This is a genomic window from Faecalicatena contorta (genome assembly GCF_001404335.1).
In the GTDB taxonomy this organism is placed as follows: Bacteria; Bacillota; Clostridia; order Lachnospirales; family Lachnospiraceae; genus Faecalicatena; species Faecalicatena contortus_B.
The window spans coordinates 103,707-122,343 of sequence record NZ_CYZU01000001.1; the positions used below are offsets into that span (position 1 = coordinate 103,707).

General features: G+C 42.7%; 16 protein-coding genes and 1 tRNA gene. 12 read left to right on the plus strand and 5 right to left on the minus strand.

Annotation, left to right across the window (positions count from 1 at the left end):
- Positions 1 to 14: 14 nt before the first annotated feature.
- Both ARB69_RS00545 and ARB69_RS00550 read right to left on the minus strand, forming a co-directional pair.
- A tRNA-Arg gene (locus ARB69_RS00545) sits at positions 15 to 88 on the minus strand.
- Positions 89 to 176: 88 nt separating this feature from the next.
- A complete protein-coding gene (locus ARB69_RS00550) occupies positions 177 to 878 on the minus strand; it encodes a Crp/Fnr family transcriptional regulator (RefSeq protein WP_050641793.1) in 702 nt (233 codons plus the stop codon).
- Between the two features lie 140 nt (positions 879 to 1,018).
- On the opposite strand from ARB69_RS00550, the gene ARB69_RS00555 reads away from it, so the two are divergent.
- From ARB69_RS00555 to ARB69_RS00590, 8 genes are all read left to right on the plus strand, one after another.
- Complete coding sequence (locus ARB69_RS00555; RefSeq protein WP_050641792.1) at positions 1,019 to 2,530, plus strand: YjjI family glycine radical enzyme; 1,512 nt, start codon at positions 1,019 to 1,021, stop codon at positions 2,528 to 2,530.
- On the plus strand, positions 2,530 to 3,369 hold the full coding sequence (locus tag ARB69_RS00560; protein WP_050641791.1) for a YjjW family glycine radical enzyme activase: 840 nt from the start codon (positions 2,530 to 2,532) through the stop codon (positions 3,367 to 3,369). The genes ARB69_RS00555 and ARB69_RS00560 overlap by 1 nt, the downstream gene beginning before the upstream one ends.
- 28 nt (positions 3,370 to 3,397) lie before the next feature.
- On the plus strand, positions 3,398 to 4,342 hold the full coding sequence (locus tag ARB69_RS00565; RefSeq protein ID WP_050641790.1) for a nucleoside hydrolase: 945 nt from the start codon (positions 3,398 to 3,400) through the stop codon (positions 4,340 to 4,342).
- Positions 4,343 to 4,383: 41 nt separating this feature from the next.
- The gene (locus tag ARB69_RS00570) at positions 4,384 to 5,439 is read left to right on the plus strand and encodes a BMP family lipoprotein (protein ID WP_050641789.1); all 1,056 of its coding nucleotides are present in this window, start codon (positions 4,384 to 4,386) and stop codon (positions 5,437 to 5,439) included.
- Positions 5,440 to 5,511: 72 nt separating this feature from the next.
- Positions 5,512 to 7,008, plus strand: a complete 1,497-nt coding sequence (locus ARB69_RS00575) for an ABC transporter ATP-binding protein (RefSeq protein ID WP_050642739.1) — start codon at positions 5,512 to 5,514, stop codon at positions 7,006 to 7,008.
- Positions 7,009 to 8,070: an ABC transporter permease gene (locus tag ARB69_RS00580; protein ID WP_083486973.1), complete on the plus strand. Its 1,062-nt coding sequence runs from the start codon at positions 7,009 to 7,011 to the stop codon at positions 8,068 to 8,070.
- Positions 8,071 to 8,988, plus strand: coding sequence for an ABC transporter permease (locus ARB69_RS00585; RefSeq protein WP_242857483.1), 918 nt, complete (start codon positions 8,071 to 8,073; stop codon positions 8,986 to 8,988). It begins immediately after the preceding gene.
- A 12-nt stretch (positions 8,989 to 9,000) separates the two neighbouring features.
- Entirely contained in the window at positions 9,001 to 10,359 is a 1,359-nt protein-coding gene (locus tag ARB69_RS00590) for an 8-oxoguanine deaminase (RefSeq protein ID WP_055149923.1), read from the plus strand.
- Positions 10,360 to 10,488: 129 nt separating this feature from the next.
- On the opposite strand, the gene ARB69_RS00595 is transcribed toward ARB69_RS00590, so the two are convergent.
- A complete protein-coding gene (locus ARB69_RS00595; RefSeq protein WP_050641787.1) occupies positions 10,489 to 11,721 on the minus strand; it encodes a 6-phosphofructokinase in 1,233 nt (410 codons plus the stop codon).
- Between the two features lie 417 nt (positions 11,722 to 12,138).
- On the opposite strand from ARB69_RS00595, the gene glf reads away from it, so the two are divergent.
- The 3 genes from glf (at position 12,139) to ARB69_RS00610 (ending at position 14,535) form a co-directional block, all read left to right on the plus strand.
- Complete coding sequence (gene glf / locus ARB69_RS00600; RefSeq protein ID WP_055149926.1) at positions 12,139 to 13,236, plus strand: UDP-galactopyranose mutase; 1,098 nt, start codon at positions 12,139 to 12,141, stop codon at positions 13,234 to 13,236.
- Between the two features lie 15 nt (positions 13,237 to 13,251).
- Complete coding sequence (locus ARB69_RS00605) at positions 13,252 to 13,659, plus strand: GtrA family protein (protein ID WP_050641785.1); 408 nt, start codon at positions 13,252 to 13,254, stop codon at positions 13,657 to 13,659.
- Between the two features lie 156 nt (positions 13,660 to 13,815).
- Positions 13,816 to 14,535: a hypothetical protein gene (locus tag ARB69_RS00610; RefSeq protein ID WP_055149930.1), complete on the plus strand. Its 720-nt coding sequence runs from the start codon at positions 13,816 to 13,818 to the stop codon at positions 14,533 to 14,535.
- A gap of 303 nt (positions 14,536 to 14,838) precedes the next feature.
- Here ARB69_RS00610 and ARB69_RS00620 read toward each other — a convergent pair whose 3' ends face one another.
- Both ARB69_RS00620 and ARB69_RS00625 read right to left on the minus strand, forming a co-directional pair.
- Positions 14,839 to 16,098, minus strand: a complete 1,260-nt coding sequence (locus tag ARB69_RS00620; RefSeq protein WP_050641782.1) for a Glu/Leu/Phe/Val family dehydrogenase — start codon at positions 16,096 to 16,098, stop codon at positions 14,839 to 14,841.
- 28 nt (positions 16,099 to 16,126) lie between these two features.
- Positions 16,127 to 17,410, minus strand: coding sequence for an aminotransferase (locus ARB69_RS00625; protein ID WP_050641781.1), 1,284 nt, complete (start codon positions 17,408 to 17,410; stop codon positions 16,127 to 16,129).
- A gap of 123 nt (positions 17,411 to 17,533) precedes the next feature.
- On the opposite strand from ARB69_RS00625, the gene ARB69_RS00630 reads away from it, so the two are divergent.
- A complete protein-coding gene (locus tag ARB69_RS00630; RefSeq protein ID WP_055149933.1) occupies positions 17,534 to 18,502 on the plus strand; it encodes a LysR family transcriptional regulator in 969 nt (322 codons plus the stop codon).
- The last annotated feature ends 135 nt before the right edge of the window (positions 18,503 to 18,637 follow it).

Consider the following 18,637-nt stretch of genomic DNA (forward strand, 5'->3'; position numbering starts at 1 on the left):
TCCAGGTTTTTTAGCGTGCGCGAGAAGATTCGAACTCCCGACCTTCTGGTCCGTAGCCAGACGCTCTATCCAGCTGAGCTACGCGCACATACTGAAACTATTTCGTTCACAGCAGATATTAGTATATAATAAAAACACGGGCTTGTCAATAGGTTTATGAAATAAAAATAGATTGATCAAAAGAACTCGCTGAGAATTGTCTGAATTTTATAATATTGTTCTTCTGTAATTAAAATTTTCCCCTTTTTTGAAGATAGCAGGCCCTCTTTATAAAGAGCATCTAATTGCCGGTAAAGCGTACGGAGGCTTATATTTAATATTTGTGCCAGGTTTTCTTTTTTTGTTTTAACAATGACTGGAAAGTGTGAATTTGGACAATATTGATAAAGCTGGAGTAAAAGTTTATCCCTGGTATTGTTTAAAAGTAAGCCGTCATTTTCCGTTAAAACCTGATTAATGAAAGAAGAGAGATATTGGATATTTATCCATCCGAATATAGGATCTGCTAATAGTTCATCTATGTATTTTTGGTTTGTAATACGGATATAGGCACAGGAAGTAATACAGCGTATGGTTGCCGTATGTTTTGTAAGCGTGGGATGTACGGCTTCAAAAAGTCCATAGATTTGTATAGGCCCTGCGGCAATAGATTTCAACATTTTACCGGAAGGACTGTATTTTTCCGTACAACAATAACCATCTAGAAGAAGGTAGATATTATTTGATGGCATTTCGTTCGAAATAAGCAGATCGTTTTTATCTGCATAGTCAATTTTTAAATGTTCATTGTCTAATATTTCTATAAATTCTTTACTTAGTGGATAGCGATACTCTGGAGATGTAACATACTGAATAATTTTTCGGAAATTCACCGACATTTTTTGTTCCTTTCTACCAAAAAGGTGACAGATGGCATTTTTTTAAAGTGTCTGTAATGATATCATATTTTCAGATAAGGCGCAACCAGTAAAATGAACCGGCCTCACATTAGTATTTTAATATTGGAGGAGGAAAGAATATGTTAAATATTACGAATCTAAAAAAGGATGTTGAATCAGTGATTACGAATGGAGCTCTCACACATGAGCAGGCTATGATAAACTTATCCGCAATTCCTTTAAACTATGTGGAGTTTTTTGAAACCACAAAAGAGTTTCGCGAGCTTTACGAGGCAGGATGTCTGTGTACTATGACAGAAGGAAATGTTACGTATCAACCCAGATATGCACTTCCTGACTATGAAAAATTAATGCGGGAGGGATGTAAGTTTCTGAGGCTGGACCCTCCAAAATGTTTGTTTGATGCGATCCAGACACTGGAAATGTTTTACCGTCATATTCCGTCTGTTACGCATTATCCGGTGTATTTAGGGTCTGTTGATAAACTTTTGGAACCGTTTATGGATGACGAGCATGCATATGACCTGATCAGAAGTTTTTTGATTTTTTTAGACCGCTCGATTCCAGATTCCTATTGCCATATGAATCTGGGTCCCGAAGCTACCAGAGCGGGTGAAATGATCATCGAAATTGAAACCGAACTGAAAAATGCAATTCCATCTATTACATTGCTCTATGATTCTGATATAACGCCTGATGATTTTGCAGAAAAATGTGTGATTTGTGCGTTGAATTGTGCAAAACCAAGTTTTGCAAATCATAAGGAGTATAGTAAATTATATGATGTGCCATATGGTATTGCAAGCTGCTATAATGCACTTCCTGTTTCCGGGGGCTCCTATACTTTATCACGAATTGTTCTCAGCAGACTGTCAGAGAGGGCCAAGGATAGTGAACATTTTGTAAGTGAATTGTTGCCGCATGCAGTGAAGGTATTATGTGAATATATTGAACAAAAAATTGAGTTTTTAGTGGAAAAGAGCCATTTCTTTAAATCTAATTTTCTTGTAAAAGAAGGATTTTTAAAAGTAGAAAATTTTACAGGTATGTTTGGTGTTGTGGGAATGAATGAATGCGTCAACATACTGATGGAGAAGGAAGGGCGGTCAGATAAGTATGGTTACAGTGAATATGCAGATCAGTTGGCGGTTAATATATTGGAAAAAATGAAAGAATGTGTGAATTCTTTTAAAAGCAAATATTGTGACTGCACAGATCATCATTTTACAATGCATGCACAAGTAGGGATTGACAGTGATTATGATATCAGCCCAGGAGCAAGGATTGCAATTGGTTCTGAACTTCCGCTGCATGAACATCTTAAACATTGCGGCAGGGTGCATCCTTACTTCACGTCGGGTGTCGGGGATATCTTTCCGTTTGATGCTACAGCACAGAGAAATCCTGATGCAATCCTGGATATGATAAAAGGAGGATTCTCTCAGGGAATGAGATACTTTTCTACCTATTCATCTGACAGCGATGTGATACGAATTACCGGGTATCTGGTAAAAAAATCAGACGTTGCAAAATTGGATGCAGGAATTGCTGTTCCGCAGGCAAACGCTATGTGGGGATACTATGAGGTGAAAAACAGTAAGATTTATGAGAGAAAGGTGCGAAATTTATAATGGCTGTTGTGAATAAAATCATACATAGCAGTGTGGTGGATGGGCCGGGGAACAGGGTTGCGATATTCATTCAAGGGTGTAACTATAAATGTGTTTACTGTCATAATCCGGAAACTATAGCAAAATGTATAGGATGTGGACTCTGTATAGAACATTGCCCTGCCGGAGCATTGCGTTTGGAGAGTGGAACTGTGCAGTGGAATGAAATGCTTTGTTGTGAGTGTGATACCTGTGTCCGTGTTTGTCCGCATCTGTCATCGCCAAGAACAAAGAATTATACCGCAAGGCAGATAATGGAGGAAATAAGAGGTGATATACCTTTTATCCGGGGAATAACAACATCAGGAGGGGAGTGTTCCCTGCAGAGAGATTTTATCGTTGAGTTGTTTAAGCTGGCAAAAGAACAGGGACTTACTACATTGGCAGACAGTAATGGCAGTTATGATTATACTCAGGATGAGAAGCTTTTACAGGTTTGCGATGGTGTGATGCTGGATATAAAAGCATTTGACCCGGATGCTCATATTAAGCTGACGGGAACGGATAATAAAATGGTTTTAAAAAATGCAGTATTTTTAGCAAAACATGAAAAGCTGGAAGAAATTCGTACGGTAATCGTACCGGAGTACCTGCCAAATGAAGATACGGTGGATAGGATCACAAACTTGTTAAGACCATATTTAAAGAGACGAGATATCCGATATAAGCTTATAGCATATAGGCCGTTTGGGGTTCGTGCACCTTACAGGGAAGAACTGAGATCTCCCGATCCTTCGGAGATGCAGTACTATAAAGAGATCGCGTTAAGAAATGGGTTTCATGATATTGTAATAATCTGATATTCTCACAAAAGAAAGGAGACATACTATGATGAAAATTTGTATCGATTGCGACCCGGGAGTAGATGATTCACTGGCAATATTATTTGCGCTATCCCGGCCGGATATCGAAATTGTGGGAATAACAACAAGTGCTGGGAATGTAACTGCAAAGCAGGGAGCCGAGAATACATTAAGGATTCTAAAACTGGCAGGAATGGAGGGGAGAATACCAGTCTGCATTGGTGCGGAGAGTCCGCTGGAAGGGAAATGCGGAGAATTCCCGGATTTCATACATGGAAGAAATGGGATTGGAAATGTTGAGTTACCTGAAGCAGAGCAGAAGCCAATAGAAATGGATGTTTGTGATTTCCTGTATCAAAAGGCATGCGAATATGATGGGGAAATGATATTAATTACATTGGGACGTATGACAAATATTGCCATGGTATTGTCAAAATATCCGGACTTTTATAAAAAAATCAAGCGGGTTGTTTCTATGGGGGGAACCCTGCATGCACCAGGAAATGTGTCACCGGTAGTGGAAGCAAATATAGGAGGGGATCCGGAGGCAGCAGATATTGTAGTACAGACTCCATGGAACTTAACAATGGTCGGCTTGGATGTCACTTTAAAGACAATTCTGAGAAAGACAGATTTCGATCAGGCACTTGTGAGCTGCAGAAAAGAATGCAAAGAGCTGCTGTCTTTCTTACAACAGGAAATGAAGTGGTATATGCAGGGCGCTCACCGACAAAATTGGATGCGGGAGTGCTGCCCGCTTCATGATCCATTGGCAATGGTTGTTGCGGTGGACCCCGCCCTTGTTAGCACACAAAAACGAATTACGAGGATTGAGTGTGAGGGAAAGTATTGTCGAGGTATGGTTGTGACAGATTTAAGAGAGCAGCCGATAACAGGGAGATATGTTGAACATTGCATAAATGTAGATTCAGAAAAAGTACTTAATACATTATTTGCAGCTTTTCAGTAAATCTTAGGAAATGAGGCGTGATACAGTAAAGGAGAAAGTATATGAAAAAGGTAGTATCGTTTTTATTAACACTTATTATGGTATTTGGTCTAATGGGATGTTCGGGTTCGGATAAAGAGCAGAAAAAAGAGGACACAAATGCATCGGGAAGTAAGAATACGAATCTAAAGGTCGCTGTCATATTGGGAATAGGAGGTCTTGGAGATCAATCTTATAATGATCAGGTTTATAGTGGACTAGAGCGTGCGAAAGAAGAATTAGGAGTAGATTTTGACTATGCAGAGCCCAAAGAAGTTACAGATTTTGAAACGATTCTTAGAGATATGAGTAATTCTGGTGAGTATGCAGTCATTATTGGAATTGCTTTCGATCAATTGGATGCTTTTACAATGGTTGTACCAGACTATCCTGATCAGCAGTACGCACTCATTGATGCGACTCTTCTTGAAGAAAATGTGGCAAGCTATGCAAGCAAGGAGCAGGAGGGCGCATTTCTTGTAGGTGCGCTTGCAGCTTATATGAAACAGGATGCGGCGTCCTATAATTTGGAGGATAATCACAAGTATGGGTTTATCGGCGCAATGGAGTCAGAAACAATTGACCGGTTTGCCGCAGGCTATCAAGCCGGCGTTAAATATGTAGATTCAGATGCCGATGTGGCCATACAATATGTAGGCGGAGATAATCCTTTTGGGGATACTACAACAGCTAAGGAAATTGCAGGCAGCCAGTATGCGAAAGGATATGATATTATTTTCCATGCTGCGGGAGGATCAGGTCTTGGAGTGTTTGCAGCTGCAAAAGAGTCTGATTTTATTGCAATCGGTGTTAATTCAAATCAAAATACAGTAGATCCAGATCATATAGTTGCAAGTATGCTTAAGCGAGTAGACAATGCAGCATATGACATTGTAGAATCTACAGTGAATGGCAATCTAAAAGTTGGTGAAGAGACTGTACTGGGGCTGTCTGATGAAGGAATTGGTTATACTTTAGAGGGGAGCAATATAAAGGTTCCGGATGAAATTGTAGAGCAGTTAGAAACAATTAAATCGCAGATTATTAGTGGGGATATCGAAGTACCATCAGAGTTGTAAAAATAAGAAAAGAAGATGTTTTGTATCGGGGAACATCTTCTTTTTTATAAGAGAATAGTTGAGGTGACAACGGTGTTAGCTGTAGAAATGAGAAATATTACAAAACGTTTTGGGAGTTTCACTGCAAACGACCAGATCAACTTTTTGGTAGAAAAAGGGGAGATACACTGTCTGCTTGGAGAAAACGGTGCGGGGAAAACAACTCTCATGAATATACTGTTTGGTTTATATAAGGCAGATAAAGGATCTCTGAAAATAAATGGAAAAGATATTGTAAAGCATTCGGCAAAGAAGGCATTCGAATGTGGACTTGGCATGGTGCATCAGCATTTCATGCTCGTAGATGCACTGACAGTGTGGGAAAATGTAGTGGTAGGGAATGAACCGGGCAGATTTGCGATTGACAGAAAGACAAGCATTCAGCAGGTACAGCAAATTTCAGATTGTTATAATTTTGGACTAAATGTAGAAGATAAAGTCTCAGATTTGTCTATCGGTATGAAACAGCGTGTTGAAATATTGAAAACACTTTATCGAGGGGCAGAAATTATTATTTTAGATGAACCGACTGCTGTGCTTACACCACAGGAGGTGGAACAGCTGCTGGACATTTTTCGGGACATAAAAAGACAGGGAAAGACCATTATATTTATTACACACAAATTAAATGAAACAAAAGCAGTCTCGGACTCTGTTACAGTTTTGCGAGGGGGCAAGTCAGTATATAGTGCTGCCACAAAAGAGGTGACTATAAAGGCTCTTGCGAACAGAATGGTCGGACATGAGGTGACTTTTAACCTGAAACGGCTTCCGAATGATATTGGGGAGGCAGTCGTTTCTATCAATCAAGTACGTATTTTAGAAAATGCTCAGGAGACAGTATCTTTTGATATTCATGCGGGAGAGATTTTGGGAATTGCTGGTGTAGAGGGAAATGGCCAGATGCAGCTAGAAGAAATTTTGATGGGATTTCAAAAATGTAAAGAGGGATCCATAGTAATCAAAGGGGAGGACGTAACAAAATGGTCCACTAGAAAACGCTTAGAGAAGGGGATCAGTTATATCCCATCGGAAAGGCATCAAAGGGCTATATTATCTAATTTTTCAATTTTAGACAATTATTTATTAGGAAATCAATTTAATAAAAAGTTTGTAAAAAAGGAACTAATTAATTATACATACTTAAATAAGATGGCCTCAGCATCAATGAAAAAATATGATGTGCGTGCTGTAGACGAAAAACAGGCCGTTGGTTCTTTATCAGGCGGAAATCAACAGAAAATGGTCCTAAGCCGTGAAGTGGAAAAAAATTCAGATTTTGTGCTTGTTTGCCAACCGGTACGTGGACTGGACATAGGTGCTATTCATTATATTCATGAAATATTATTAGAATTAAGAAAACAAGGAAAAGCTATTTTATTAATTTCTGCAGAGCTGACAGATATTTTTCAGCTCAGTGATAGAATAGCAGTATTATACAAAGGTGAAGTGATGGCTCTGAAAAAAAATGAAGAATTTACAAAAGAGGCCATAGGTCTTTTGATGGCTGGACAGAAAGGCGGGAAATAAATGGGGGTGAAGGGGAAAAGAACAAGTTATATAATGCTGCCTGAACTGCAAAATTTATTGCTGTCAGCTATTGCAATTATTTTATCATTATTCATAACTGCTGTTATTATGTTAGCTTCTGGGTATCACCCGTTTGAGGCTTTTCGGGCATTACTTGATGGCGCTTTTGGCTCCAGAAATTCGATGGCTACAACGTTGGGCAAAACCATACCGTTAGTGTTTGTAGGATTGGCATGTGCATATTCCAATAGGGGGGGACTGTTTAATATTGGCTGTGAAGGACAGCTGTATATTGGAGGACTTGCGGCAACAGTCACAGCATTGCAAATGCAGGGAATGCCCAGGGCTCTGGTATTAGCAGCAGCTTTTGTTACGGGGATGTTAGCAGGCGGGCTTGCTGGCGGGGTGACTGGATTCTTAAAAGCAAAATTGAATATCAATGAGGTCTTGGTAGCCATTATGCTGAATTATATTTTAAAGTTTTTTGCCAGTTATTGTGTGCATGGCCCTATACAGGATCCAAAGTCCAGCGTTGCACAGACTGCTGCGATTGGGGATAAATATATGCTTACAAAATTAGTGCCTAAGTCCCAATTAACTACTGCATTTTTGATCGGAATCCTATTGGCTGTCTTATTATATCTCTTTTTTAGTAAAACAAGGGCGGGTTTCAATATCAGGGCAGTTGGAGAGAATGGTACAGCAGCCCAGGCATCTGGCATTGGAATGATAAAGACAGTGATCATGACAATGGCCGTGAGTGGCGCGTTGGCTGCACTGACAGGTATTACAGAAGTATTTGGAAAAACAGGGAAATTTGTGGATGGCTTTTCTCCGGGTTATGGCTTCACTGGTATTGCAGTAGCAGTGTTAGGAAGAAATCATCCTGTAGGAGTTCTATTGAGCGCACTATTGTTTGGGATCATGGAGTCCGGGGCAATGAAAATGAGCTACATAGCAGGGGTATCTACCAGTATGATCAAGGTAATGCAAGGGCTGGTGATCCTGTTTGTAGCAACGCCTGAACTTGTTTCTTTCATAAAGGGAAAGGGGGCAAAATAGGTGGATAATTTGGAACATCTCATTTCTATGAATATGCTGTTAGTGACGTTGAGAATGGCAATTCCGCTTATTCTGGCTTCCATAGGAAGTGTAATCTGTGAACGCAGCGGGATCATAAATCTTGGTATTGAAGGTATGATGCTGGCTGGTGCGTTAGGTGCGGTAATCGGAACTTCTGTATTTCAATCACCCTGGATGGGGACCTTAGCTGCTATCATGATGGGGGGAGTGTTTGGCCTGATCCATGCGGTTTTTTGTATCCGATACCATACAAATCAAGCCGTAAGTGGTGTGGGGATTAATATTTTTGCTTCTGGATTGACAATTGTTCTATGCAAAGCAATTTGGGACAAAGAAGGATTGAGTGGAGAAGTTGCGCAGATTCCAACTGTGACGGTTCCTTTTTTACATAAGATTCCAGTGATCGGTCCACTATTTAAAGAACAGTCCCCGTATTTGTATATCACTATATTGATCGTAGCCATTTCGTGGTATGTGATGTATCGTACAAAAGTGGGCCTGCGCCTTCGTACAATAGGAGATCATCCGAAAGCGGCGTCTACTGCAGGAGTGGACGTTACGAAATATCGGTATATTGCAGTTATAGTATGCGGAATGTTATGCGGTCTATCCGGTTCCTATTTGTCTATCGTGCAAAGCAATCTTTTTGTAAAAGAGATGGTTGCGGGAAGAGGATACATTGCCCTTGCAGCAACGATTTTTGGAGGCTGGAATCCACTGGGATCTTTTTGGGCAAGTCTGTTGTTTGCATTCTCACAAGCACTTAGAATTACGCTTGATCTGGATATACCGGAACAATTTCTACAAATGTTTCCATACCTGCTGACAATGCTTGTACTGATCCTTGCAGGTGGAAAAGCGAAGGGGCCACAGGCTTCTGGTGACATCAAAGACTAGAGGGTGAGGAATATGGAAAAGGAAAGTATTCTTATTAAAAATATAAAATATCTTGTTACATGCGATGAGAATGACCAGGTATATTCTCATGTGAATATGTATATAGAAAAAGGAAAAATTTCTTATATTGGTTCAGAGGGCAGAAAGGCAAAAACAATAATTGATGGAACAAACTTTGTGGTTTATCCGGGGCTGATCAATACACATCATCATTTGTATCAGATATTTAGCCGTAATCTTCCGGAGGTTCAGCGCATGGAGTTGTTTCCGTGGCTGCGATATTTATACGGAATATGGAAAAATATAGATGAAAAAATAGTATATTATGCCACACTAGTTGGGGCTGGTGAACTGATGAAAAATGGCTGCACGACTTGCTTTGATCATCATTATGTATTTCCGGAAAATGGGGGACATCTGATTGAAAGTCAATTTGAGGCGGCAAATAAGCTGGGAATTCGATTTCATGCATCAAGGGGAAGTATGGATCTCAGTCAAAAGGACGGTGGACTTCCACCGGACGCGGTTGTGCAGACAACCTCAGAAATTATGAAGGATTCTCAGAAACTAATTGAGCGGTATCATGACATTTCAGAAGGGTCTATGCGTCAGATTGCGTTAGCGCCCTGTTCTCCGTTCAGCGTTTCAGAAGATCTAATGAAAGAGTCTCAGCAGCTTGCAAGAGACTTTGGCGTGCGCCTTCATACACATTTGGCAGAAACACAGGAAGAAGAATGTTATATGCTGGAAAAAATGGGGATGAGACCATTAGAGTATATGGAAAAACTGAATTGGCTGGGACCAGATGTATGGTTTGCACATGGAATTCATTTTAATGACAGGGAACTGGAATTGTTAAAATCAACAGATACCGGGATTGCACATTGTCCGATTTCAAATATGAAATTATCATCAGGAGTTGCCCGGATTCCTGAGATGCTCCGTATTGGAGTCCGAGTTGGCCTTGCGGTTGACGGCAGTGCCAGTAATGATGGATCTAACCTCTTAGAGGAAATGAGGGCAGCATATCTGCTGCATAGACTGCAGGCAAGCTCTGATGCACCAGATGGATATGAGATTCTGAAAATGGCAACTAGAGGTGGCGCAGAGATTCTTGGTCGTAAAGATATCGGGAGTCTTGAAATTGGAAAGCAGGCAGACTGTTTTATGATCGACACACGGAAATTGGAGTTAGTTGGAGCGATGGAAGATGCGAAATCCATGCTTGCTACAGTAGGGTATAAACAGCCGGTCGATTATACAATTGTAGCAGGTAAAATAACTGTAAGCGAGGGAAAGCTGACTGCTTTGGAAGAAGGCCGGTTAATTGAGGAGGCAAATCAAGTTTCGAAAAATTATTTGTGTAATTAACATATTTTTTACAGCGGAACTCATGTGGAAATGTATGGCTGTGCGGGGAATGATGCAAATTAAAAAAAAGGAGGTAAATGAAAGTGCTTCATTTCCTCCTCTTTTTCTGTTATATATTCTATACAGCTTTTATATTGGCCTGAACAGATGGCGTGGGATTCCGTCTACAACGATCGGGGAGACATCGCCCTGTATGAGCGGACGCACGTAGTTGAGGAATTCCTGGGTTACGTAGGTGCCCTCTTTGTTTACCCAGTTTCTCGGGACGAGCTTTTCATCGTTTGCTATTTTGTGTACGTCCTTGACCTCTGTGCCGCTCTGATATGGGTCATCGGAGAGGCGCTGCAGGACGACCATTTTGCCGGAGTCGCCTTCATCTGCAGCTTTTACCGCCGCACCGCCTACCTGATACGCTTCCAGGATGTCCACGCGGGAGGCACAGTGGGATGCGGAACGCTGCAGGCTGCTCAGTTCTATTGTACGGGTCTTGCAGCCGACCTCACCTGCGATATAGCTGGCAAGATAGTTGGCTGTACCGGAGAGCTGTTTGTGGCCGAATGCATCTACAAAATCAATGCTCTGTCCCAGCTCGCACACATAACGGTTGTCCTTGAGCCGGATACCTTCGGAAACGGCAATGACAACAGAGGGTTTCTTGGCGAGCAGTTCACGGACCTTGGCGCCGAATGTCTCAATGTCAAAAGGCAGCTCCGGGAGATAGATCAGATCCGGACCTGCGCAGTCCTCGCCTTTTGCAAGCGCAGAAGCGCCTGTCAGCCAGCCGGCGTTGCGTCCCATGATCTCTACGATAGATACGAGTCCCTTTTCATATTCCAGGCAGAAGCTGTCGCGGATGATTTCTTTCACGGATGTGCCGATATATTTGGCGGCGCTTCCATAGCCCGGGGTGTGGTCGGTGAGCGCCAGGTCATTATCAATCGTTTTGGGGCAGCCCACAAAGCGGGTGGGATGTCCTGTGACAATGGCGTAGTCGGATAACTTTTTAATAGTATCCATGGAATCATTTCCGCCGATGTAGATGAAAGCTTCGATTTCGAGTTTATCCAGAATCTGAAAAATCTTGTCGTACACTTCCATGTTTTCGTGAATCTCCGGGAGTTTATAACGGCAGGAACCGAGAAAGGCTGCGGGAGTTCTCTTGAGTAATTCCGCATCCAGTTCTGTTTGAATAAAATCCGCCATATCTATATATCTTTCCTGCAGCAGGCCTTGAATCCCGTGCAGCATTCCGAATACTTTTTTGGCTCCGCGGTCCTTGGCCGTGCGGTATACTCCTGCGAGGCTAGAATTAATTGCTGCTGTTGGTCCGCCGGACTGGCCGACGATTACATTTCCTTTCATGTCTGTTACCTCCGTCTCTCGATTATAGTAGTTTTCGTTTCCTGATAAAGAAAACGATTTATATCCATTTTAGTGCATAATGACTAATTTGTAAACGAAAAAATATAATAAGTTGTGGAAATGTGCAAAATAATGTAACGGTTCAGACAGGTCTGCGCATTTACTGCGCAGACCGTACGAAAACATGGTGGTCGCAGGCATCCAGCTCTTCGACGCAGGCGAATTTCAATGTGCTGGATGCGTAACTGTTCAGATTTGTCTGAACTGTTCAAATAATTATGAAGATTAGGACTGCGGATTGTGGAATGTCCGGATTTATCAAGTCATTCTATGTACAGAATGCCCTGAAAATGCTATAATATTGGACAAAGTGAGAAAAGTCCGCATAAAAAGGACTTATATTTAGGAGGATAACAAATGCATCAGTATGACTATCTGGTAGTGGGGGCAGGTCTGTACGGCGCTGTGATGGCCCACGAACTGAATAAAAGCGGAAAGAAGTGCCTTGTGATTGACAGACGTGACCACATAGCAGGAAATATTTACTGCGAAGACATAGAAGGGATTCACGTACACAAATATGGAGCACATATTTTCCACACATCCAATAAAAAAGTGTGGGAATATATGAACCAGTTTGCGGAATTTAATCATTATATTAACTCTCCCATTGCAGTTTACAAAGATGAGCTGTACAACCTGCCTTTTAACATGAACACATTCAGCAAGATGTGGGGGATCCGGACTCCGCAGGAAGCGAAAGACATGATCGCAAAGCAGGTTGCGGAGACAAATATTACAGAACCCCGGAATCTGGAGGAGCAGGCCTTGTCTCTGGGCGGGCGCGATGTCTATGAGAAGCTGATCAAGGGATATACGGAAAAGCAGTGGGGGAGAGACTGCCGGGATCTTCCGGCATTTATTATCAAAAGACTGCCGTTTCGATACACCTATGATAATAATTATTTCAACGACAGGTACCAGGGGATTCCGATGGGGGGCTATACGGCAGTTGTTGAGAAGATGCTGGAAGGAATTGAAGTCAGGACAGGCACAGACTTTTTTACTTTTAGAAAAGAAAACCCGGATATTGCTAAGACCATTATTTTTACCGGTATGATAGATGAATATTTTGAGTACAGACTCGGGGCGCTGGAATACCGTTCTGTGCGTTTTGAGACAGAGGTGCTGGACTGTGACAACTACCAGGGCAATGCGGTGGTGAATTATACAGAGCGGGAAGTTCCCTATACCAGAATCATAGAACACAAGCATTTTGAATTCGGCAAACAGGAAAAGACTGTGATCTCCAGAGAGTACTCCTCAGAATGGTCTGTAGGAATGGATCCTTATTATCCGGTTAATGACGAAAAGAATAACAGTCTGTTTGAACAGTACAAAGAGCTGGCGGCCCGGGAGAAGAATGTGATATTCGGAGGGCGGCTTGGAGATTACAAGTATTATGACATGGACAAGGTTGTGGAAGCGGCCTTAAACAGACTAGAAGAAATGTAAGGGCAGGCGGATAAGATGAATGATAAGAAGACAAGCCTGTGGCAGCAGATTACCAGATTTGCGGTGGTCGGGGGAAGCGCGTTTCTCATCGATTACGGGATTATGATTTTATTGACGGAACTGTGCGGGATTAATTATCTGATTTCCAGTGCGGTATCGTTTACGATCTCTGTGATCTACAATTATCTGCTGAGTGTCCACTGGGTATTCAATGTCACAGGAAACAGAAGCCAAAAGCAGGATTTTGTGGTATTTATCATCCTGAGTATAGTCGGGCTGGGGATAAATCAGTTAATCATGTGGATCTGTGTTGATAAACTGGGGATATTCTATATGATTTCCAAGATCGGCGCAACTGCTATTGTAATGGTATATAATTTTATCACCAGAAAGATATTTCTGGAGAACGGAAAAGAAGAGTAGAGGGTAAAAATGCAGGCACAATAGTGCTTGCATTTTTTGTGCAGATCAAGTAAGATACTAGTATTCTGATAGGTCTGATTTTACATTTCAAAGTTTGTTTCACCATCGGTTCTGATAAGTATCTCAATCAAGAAAAAGCTGCAGAAAGGAGTATGATTGATTAAAGAAAGAAAATATGAGGTTATCAAGTTTGTAGAGCATAACGGAAAATGCCGCATTGTCATGGACTGCATTCCTGGCAGGCTGTTGGTATATAGGATGCAGGATACAGACGGGCCTGCAAAGGATGAGGTATTCAGATGGTTTGGAATGCTGGCAGGGGAACTGGAAAAGTACCACAGAAGCAAAAGGGATCAGTGCTACCGGTATCTGAATCCATACAGCGTCCTTGTAACAGCTGAAAATAAAATTTTTCTGCTGGACCTGAGTGCGGAAAGCAATGGATTTGTCCTGCAGAATATGCAGAAGCCGGCTATGCGTGAGCATTTTGTAAAACCGGTCATCCATATCAAAGAGAATACCAGGCTTTCTATGGATCTGTATAGTCTGGGAAAAACCATGCAGTTTATACTGGCCCGCGCAGAGCCGGTGATCACTCTTTCAAGAAGGGAAGAATACCTTCTGTCTGGAATCATTGAAAAATGTCTCGGCGAAAACCCGAAGAAAAAATATGTTAATCTGAAAGAAGTTCTGAAAGAATTACCCAAAGTGAGCAGTAAAAAATATGAGATACAAAAAAAGCAGAAAAAAAGTGTGCTTATTATAGCAGCCATTGTAGTGCTTTTGACGGCAGTATGGGCTGGCAAAGCGCTTGCATGTAAAGATACTGTGGAAGAATCCGGAAGGGAGGCTATAGAAGAGCCGATATATAGGTAAGGGGGAAAGTGGTGGTAAAACAGATATATCAGAAAAGTCTCCTTAAAAAGGGAGGATGCCGGGTAGTCGCTTTTGCGGCTCCCGGCATGTATTATGAAAAAGTTTATTCAAATAGTATTGCACCTGTTGTCGAATGTCAGTATCAAATGTTTTGTTCTTCATTTGATATATTTAGTATATTCAAAAGAAATGAAGAAAGCATGAGTAGAAAATGAAAGTTTTTTTAATGATAAATGAACAAACTATGAACAAACAGAAGGGGCAGTTGTGATTCTGCCCCGGTCTTAGTTCTATTAGGAATTTTTACGGCCAGATTGCTCTTGCCTTTTTCGCATCTACTACACGTTTTACTGCAATCAGGTAAGCGCCTGTGCGAAGCGTTGTATGCTGCTGTTCTGCGATATTCCATACGGCTTCAAATGCGGGATCCATAATGTTTTTCAGCTTCTCGTTAACCGTTTCTTCTGTCCAGCTTACGGACTGGATATTCTGTACCCATTCAAAGTAAGAAACTACAACACCGCCGGCGTTTGCGAGGATATCCGGAACAATGACAATCCCTTTGGCATTCAATGTTTCGTCTGCTTCCGCGGCGATTGGCCCGTTGGCCGCCTCTACGATGATGTTTGCTTTGATCCGGTCTGCATTAGAGGCGTTGATCTGGTTCTCCAGTGCAGCCGGTATCAGAACTTTGACATCCAGTTCAAGCAGTTCTTCGTTGGTAATGCGGCTCATTCCTTCTTCATTGTAATCTTTCAGCAGATTTCTGCGGTCTTTGGACAGGTACTCGAGGATAGCCGGGACATTCAGGCCGTCCTCCTTGTAGATTCCGCCGGATACGTCGCTGACAGCCACTATTTTCATGCCTTCCTTGTAAAGTAGTTTTGCGGTTATGCTTCCCACATTCCCCATTCCCTGGATCGCCGCGGTGGCTCCGTTTGGATCCTGGCCCAGCTTTTTGAGAATGTTTTTGGTGGTGAACATTACGCCGCGCCCTGTCGCCTCGTTACGCCCAAGCGCACCGCCGAGCTCGATTGGCTTTCCGGTGACAACGCCGTGTACACAGTGTCCCTTTAACATGCTGTAGGTGTCCATCATCCAGCCCATAACGGCTGCGTTAGTTCCTACATCCGGAGCAGGAATGTCCTGTTCCGGTCCGATCAGCGGGGCGATAGCGGCGGTAAATCTTCTCGTGATGGCACGGATTTCATTTTCGGATAACTTGTTCGGGTCACAGACAACTCCGCCCTTTCCGCCGCCGTATGGGATGTTGACAACAGCACATTTGAAAGTCATCCAGGCTGCCAGTGCTTTTACTTCATCCAGGTTTACGGCCGGATGAAAACGGATTCCGCCTTTGGCAGGTCCTCTGGAAGTAGAGTGCTGGATGCGGTAGCCCTCAAAAACATGTGTGGTTCCGTCATCCATCCGTACCGGAATGGCTACCTTTAACTCTCTTTCGGGATATTTGATTGCTTCGATGTCGCTGTCTGAATATCCCAGAATGTCGGCCGCTTCTTTTACTACTTTTAATACGTTGTCATAAGGATTATACTGTCCCATAATGATTCTCCTTTTCATGAACTAAAATTTAATCTGGTTTCATTATTTTTTCGATTCCGGCAATCTTTACGCAGATGGTGAAGATGTCCATTGCTTTTTCCAGCTCCTCAATGACAGGATAGGTTGGGGCAATACGGATGTTGCTGTCCTTCGGATCCTTTCCGTACGGATATGTGGCCCCTGCTCCTGTCAGTGTAACGCCTGCAGCCCTGGCCAGTTCTACCGTGCGTTTGGCACAGCCCGGGAGTGTATCCAGGGATACAAAGTACCCTCCTTTTGGCGTGCTCCAGGATGCAAGGCCGGTTCCTGACAGGTTCTGATCCAGCTTATCCAGCACCATATCAAATTTGGGCCTTAATTCTTCCGCCAGCTTTTTCATATGGATTTTAATATTTTCGGGTGTTTTGAAAAACCGGACATGCCGCAGCTGGTTTAGTTTATCATGTCCGATGGTCTGTGCCGACATATGCTCTTTTAGTTCTTTTATGTTTTCCGGGCCGGAAGCGATTAGTGAGATTCCTGCGCCGGGGAAGCTGATTTTGGAGGTGGAGAAGAAATAGTACGCTCTTTCCGGGTGTCCGGCATCCTTACAAGCTTTTAATATATCTTTCAAGGGGACTTCTTCATAAATATGATGTATGCCATAAGCGTTGTCCCAGAAAATCCGGAAGTCATCTGCTGCAGTTTCCATAGAAGCAAGCTGATCTACAACGTGATCGCTGTAGCAAACGCCCTGTGGATTCGAGTGGAGCGGCACACACCAGATTCCTTTGATGGAGGCATCTTTGCGTACCAGATCCATCACAATGTCCATGTCCGGCCCGTCTTCTTTCAACGGTACGGATATCATCTCGATATCTAGCTCCTCACAGATCTTGAAGTGGCGGTCATAACCGGGAACCGGGCAGAGAAATTTCACCGGAGTGCCATTATATTTCTGCCAGACCCAGGGTTTGCAGCCGCCGGTTCCGAACAGACACAGGAAGCTGAGTGTATCAAACATCAGGTTGAGGCTGGCATTTCCACCGATTATCATCTGATCAGGGTTCAGGCCAAGCAGCTCTCCAAAGAGCTGTCTGCACTCAGGAATCCCTTCTAAGATACCGTAATTTCTGGCATCGGTACCGTCGGCCAGGGTATAGTTTTCCATTTTGTTAAGCAGTTCATTGCTCAGGTCCAGCTGGGCGGCTGCAGGCTTGCCTCTCGCCATGTTCAGATTCAGGTTCTGCGCCCGGGCTTCCTGATACTGAATCTGCAGGTCCTTCAGTAAAGCGTTCAGGTCTTCGCTTGAATAGTCTGTGATTGCTTTCATTAATGTCCTCCTTGTGCGGTGTTTCTTTTCTTGATTTTATTATAGAAATAGCATAGAATAAAAACAAATATTTATATTTATATAGTTAATATAACTAAATGCTTATGAGGATGGGGGAATGGTATGTTCAGCGGAATGAACTATGTGTATGAAGTATATAAAGAAAGAAGCTTTTCAAAGGCTGCGGAGAACCTGTATATATCCCAGCCGGCACTCAGCGCCATGATTAAAAAGGTGGAAAACAAAGTGGGAATGCCTCTTTTTGACAGGAGCACCAACCCGATCCAGCTGACAGACTGCGGGAAACGGTACATAAAAACGGCTGAAAAAATCATGGATCTGGAAGATGAGTTCGCCTACTATGTGGGAAATCTGCACGAACTCAAGACCGGGCATCTTTCTGTGGGAGGTACATACCTATTCTCCTCATTTATATTTCCACCTATTATCTCCAGATTCCGTGATACTTATCCCAATGTAAAGGTAAGCCTTTTCGAGGGGCACACGCCGCTTCTGGAGCAGAAGCTTTTTGCAGGGGAACTGGATATTATTATTGATAACTATCTGTTGGATGAATCTATTTATGAAAAGAAAATCTTCATGGAAGAGCACCTGCTGCTGGCGGTCCCGGCTTCTTTTGACAGTAATAAAAGGGCGACAAAATACCGGCTGAGCGTGGATGATGTGAGGGGAAATGTCCATCTGCAGCCGCAGTTTCCCGGCGTTCCGCTGAAAAAATTCAAGGATGATCCCTTTATCGTACTGCGGGCCCACAATGATACAAGAGAGCGGGTGGAGGCTATCTGCCGGAGGGCGGGAGTGCAGCTGAACTATTCCTTAAAGCTGAACCAGCTTCTGACCACCTACCATCTGACGGAATTTGGAATGGGCGCCTCTTTTGTCAGCGATACGGTTGTAAAGAGCCTGCCGCCGGACGCGGACATCATCTATTATAAAATAGATGATCCGGAAGCAGTCCGGGAGGTCTATCTGTATTACCGCAAGAATAAATATCTGACAAGATGCATGACTGAATTCATGAAAATGGCGCTGCCGGGGATAAAGATCGGGGCGGAGCAGGCTGCAGAATAATTATAACCATTTGCTTATACCTGCTATAATCTGAAATGATTTGCTATTTTGTCCGGTATAATTTACACTTAGTTTAAGACAAGAATTGATGTGCCGGTAAACAAGGAAGCACAGAGCATCGCGGAAAGGGGGAGT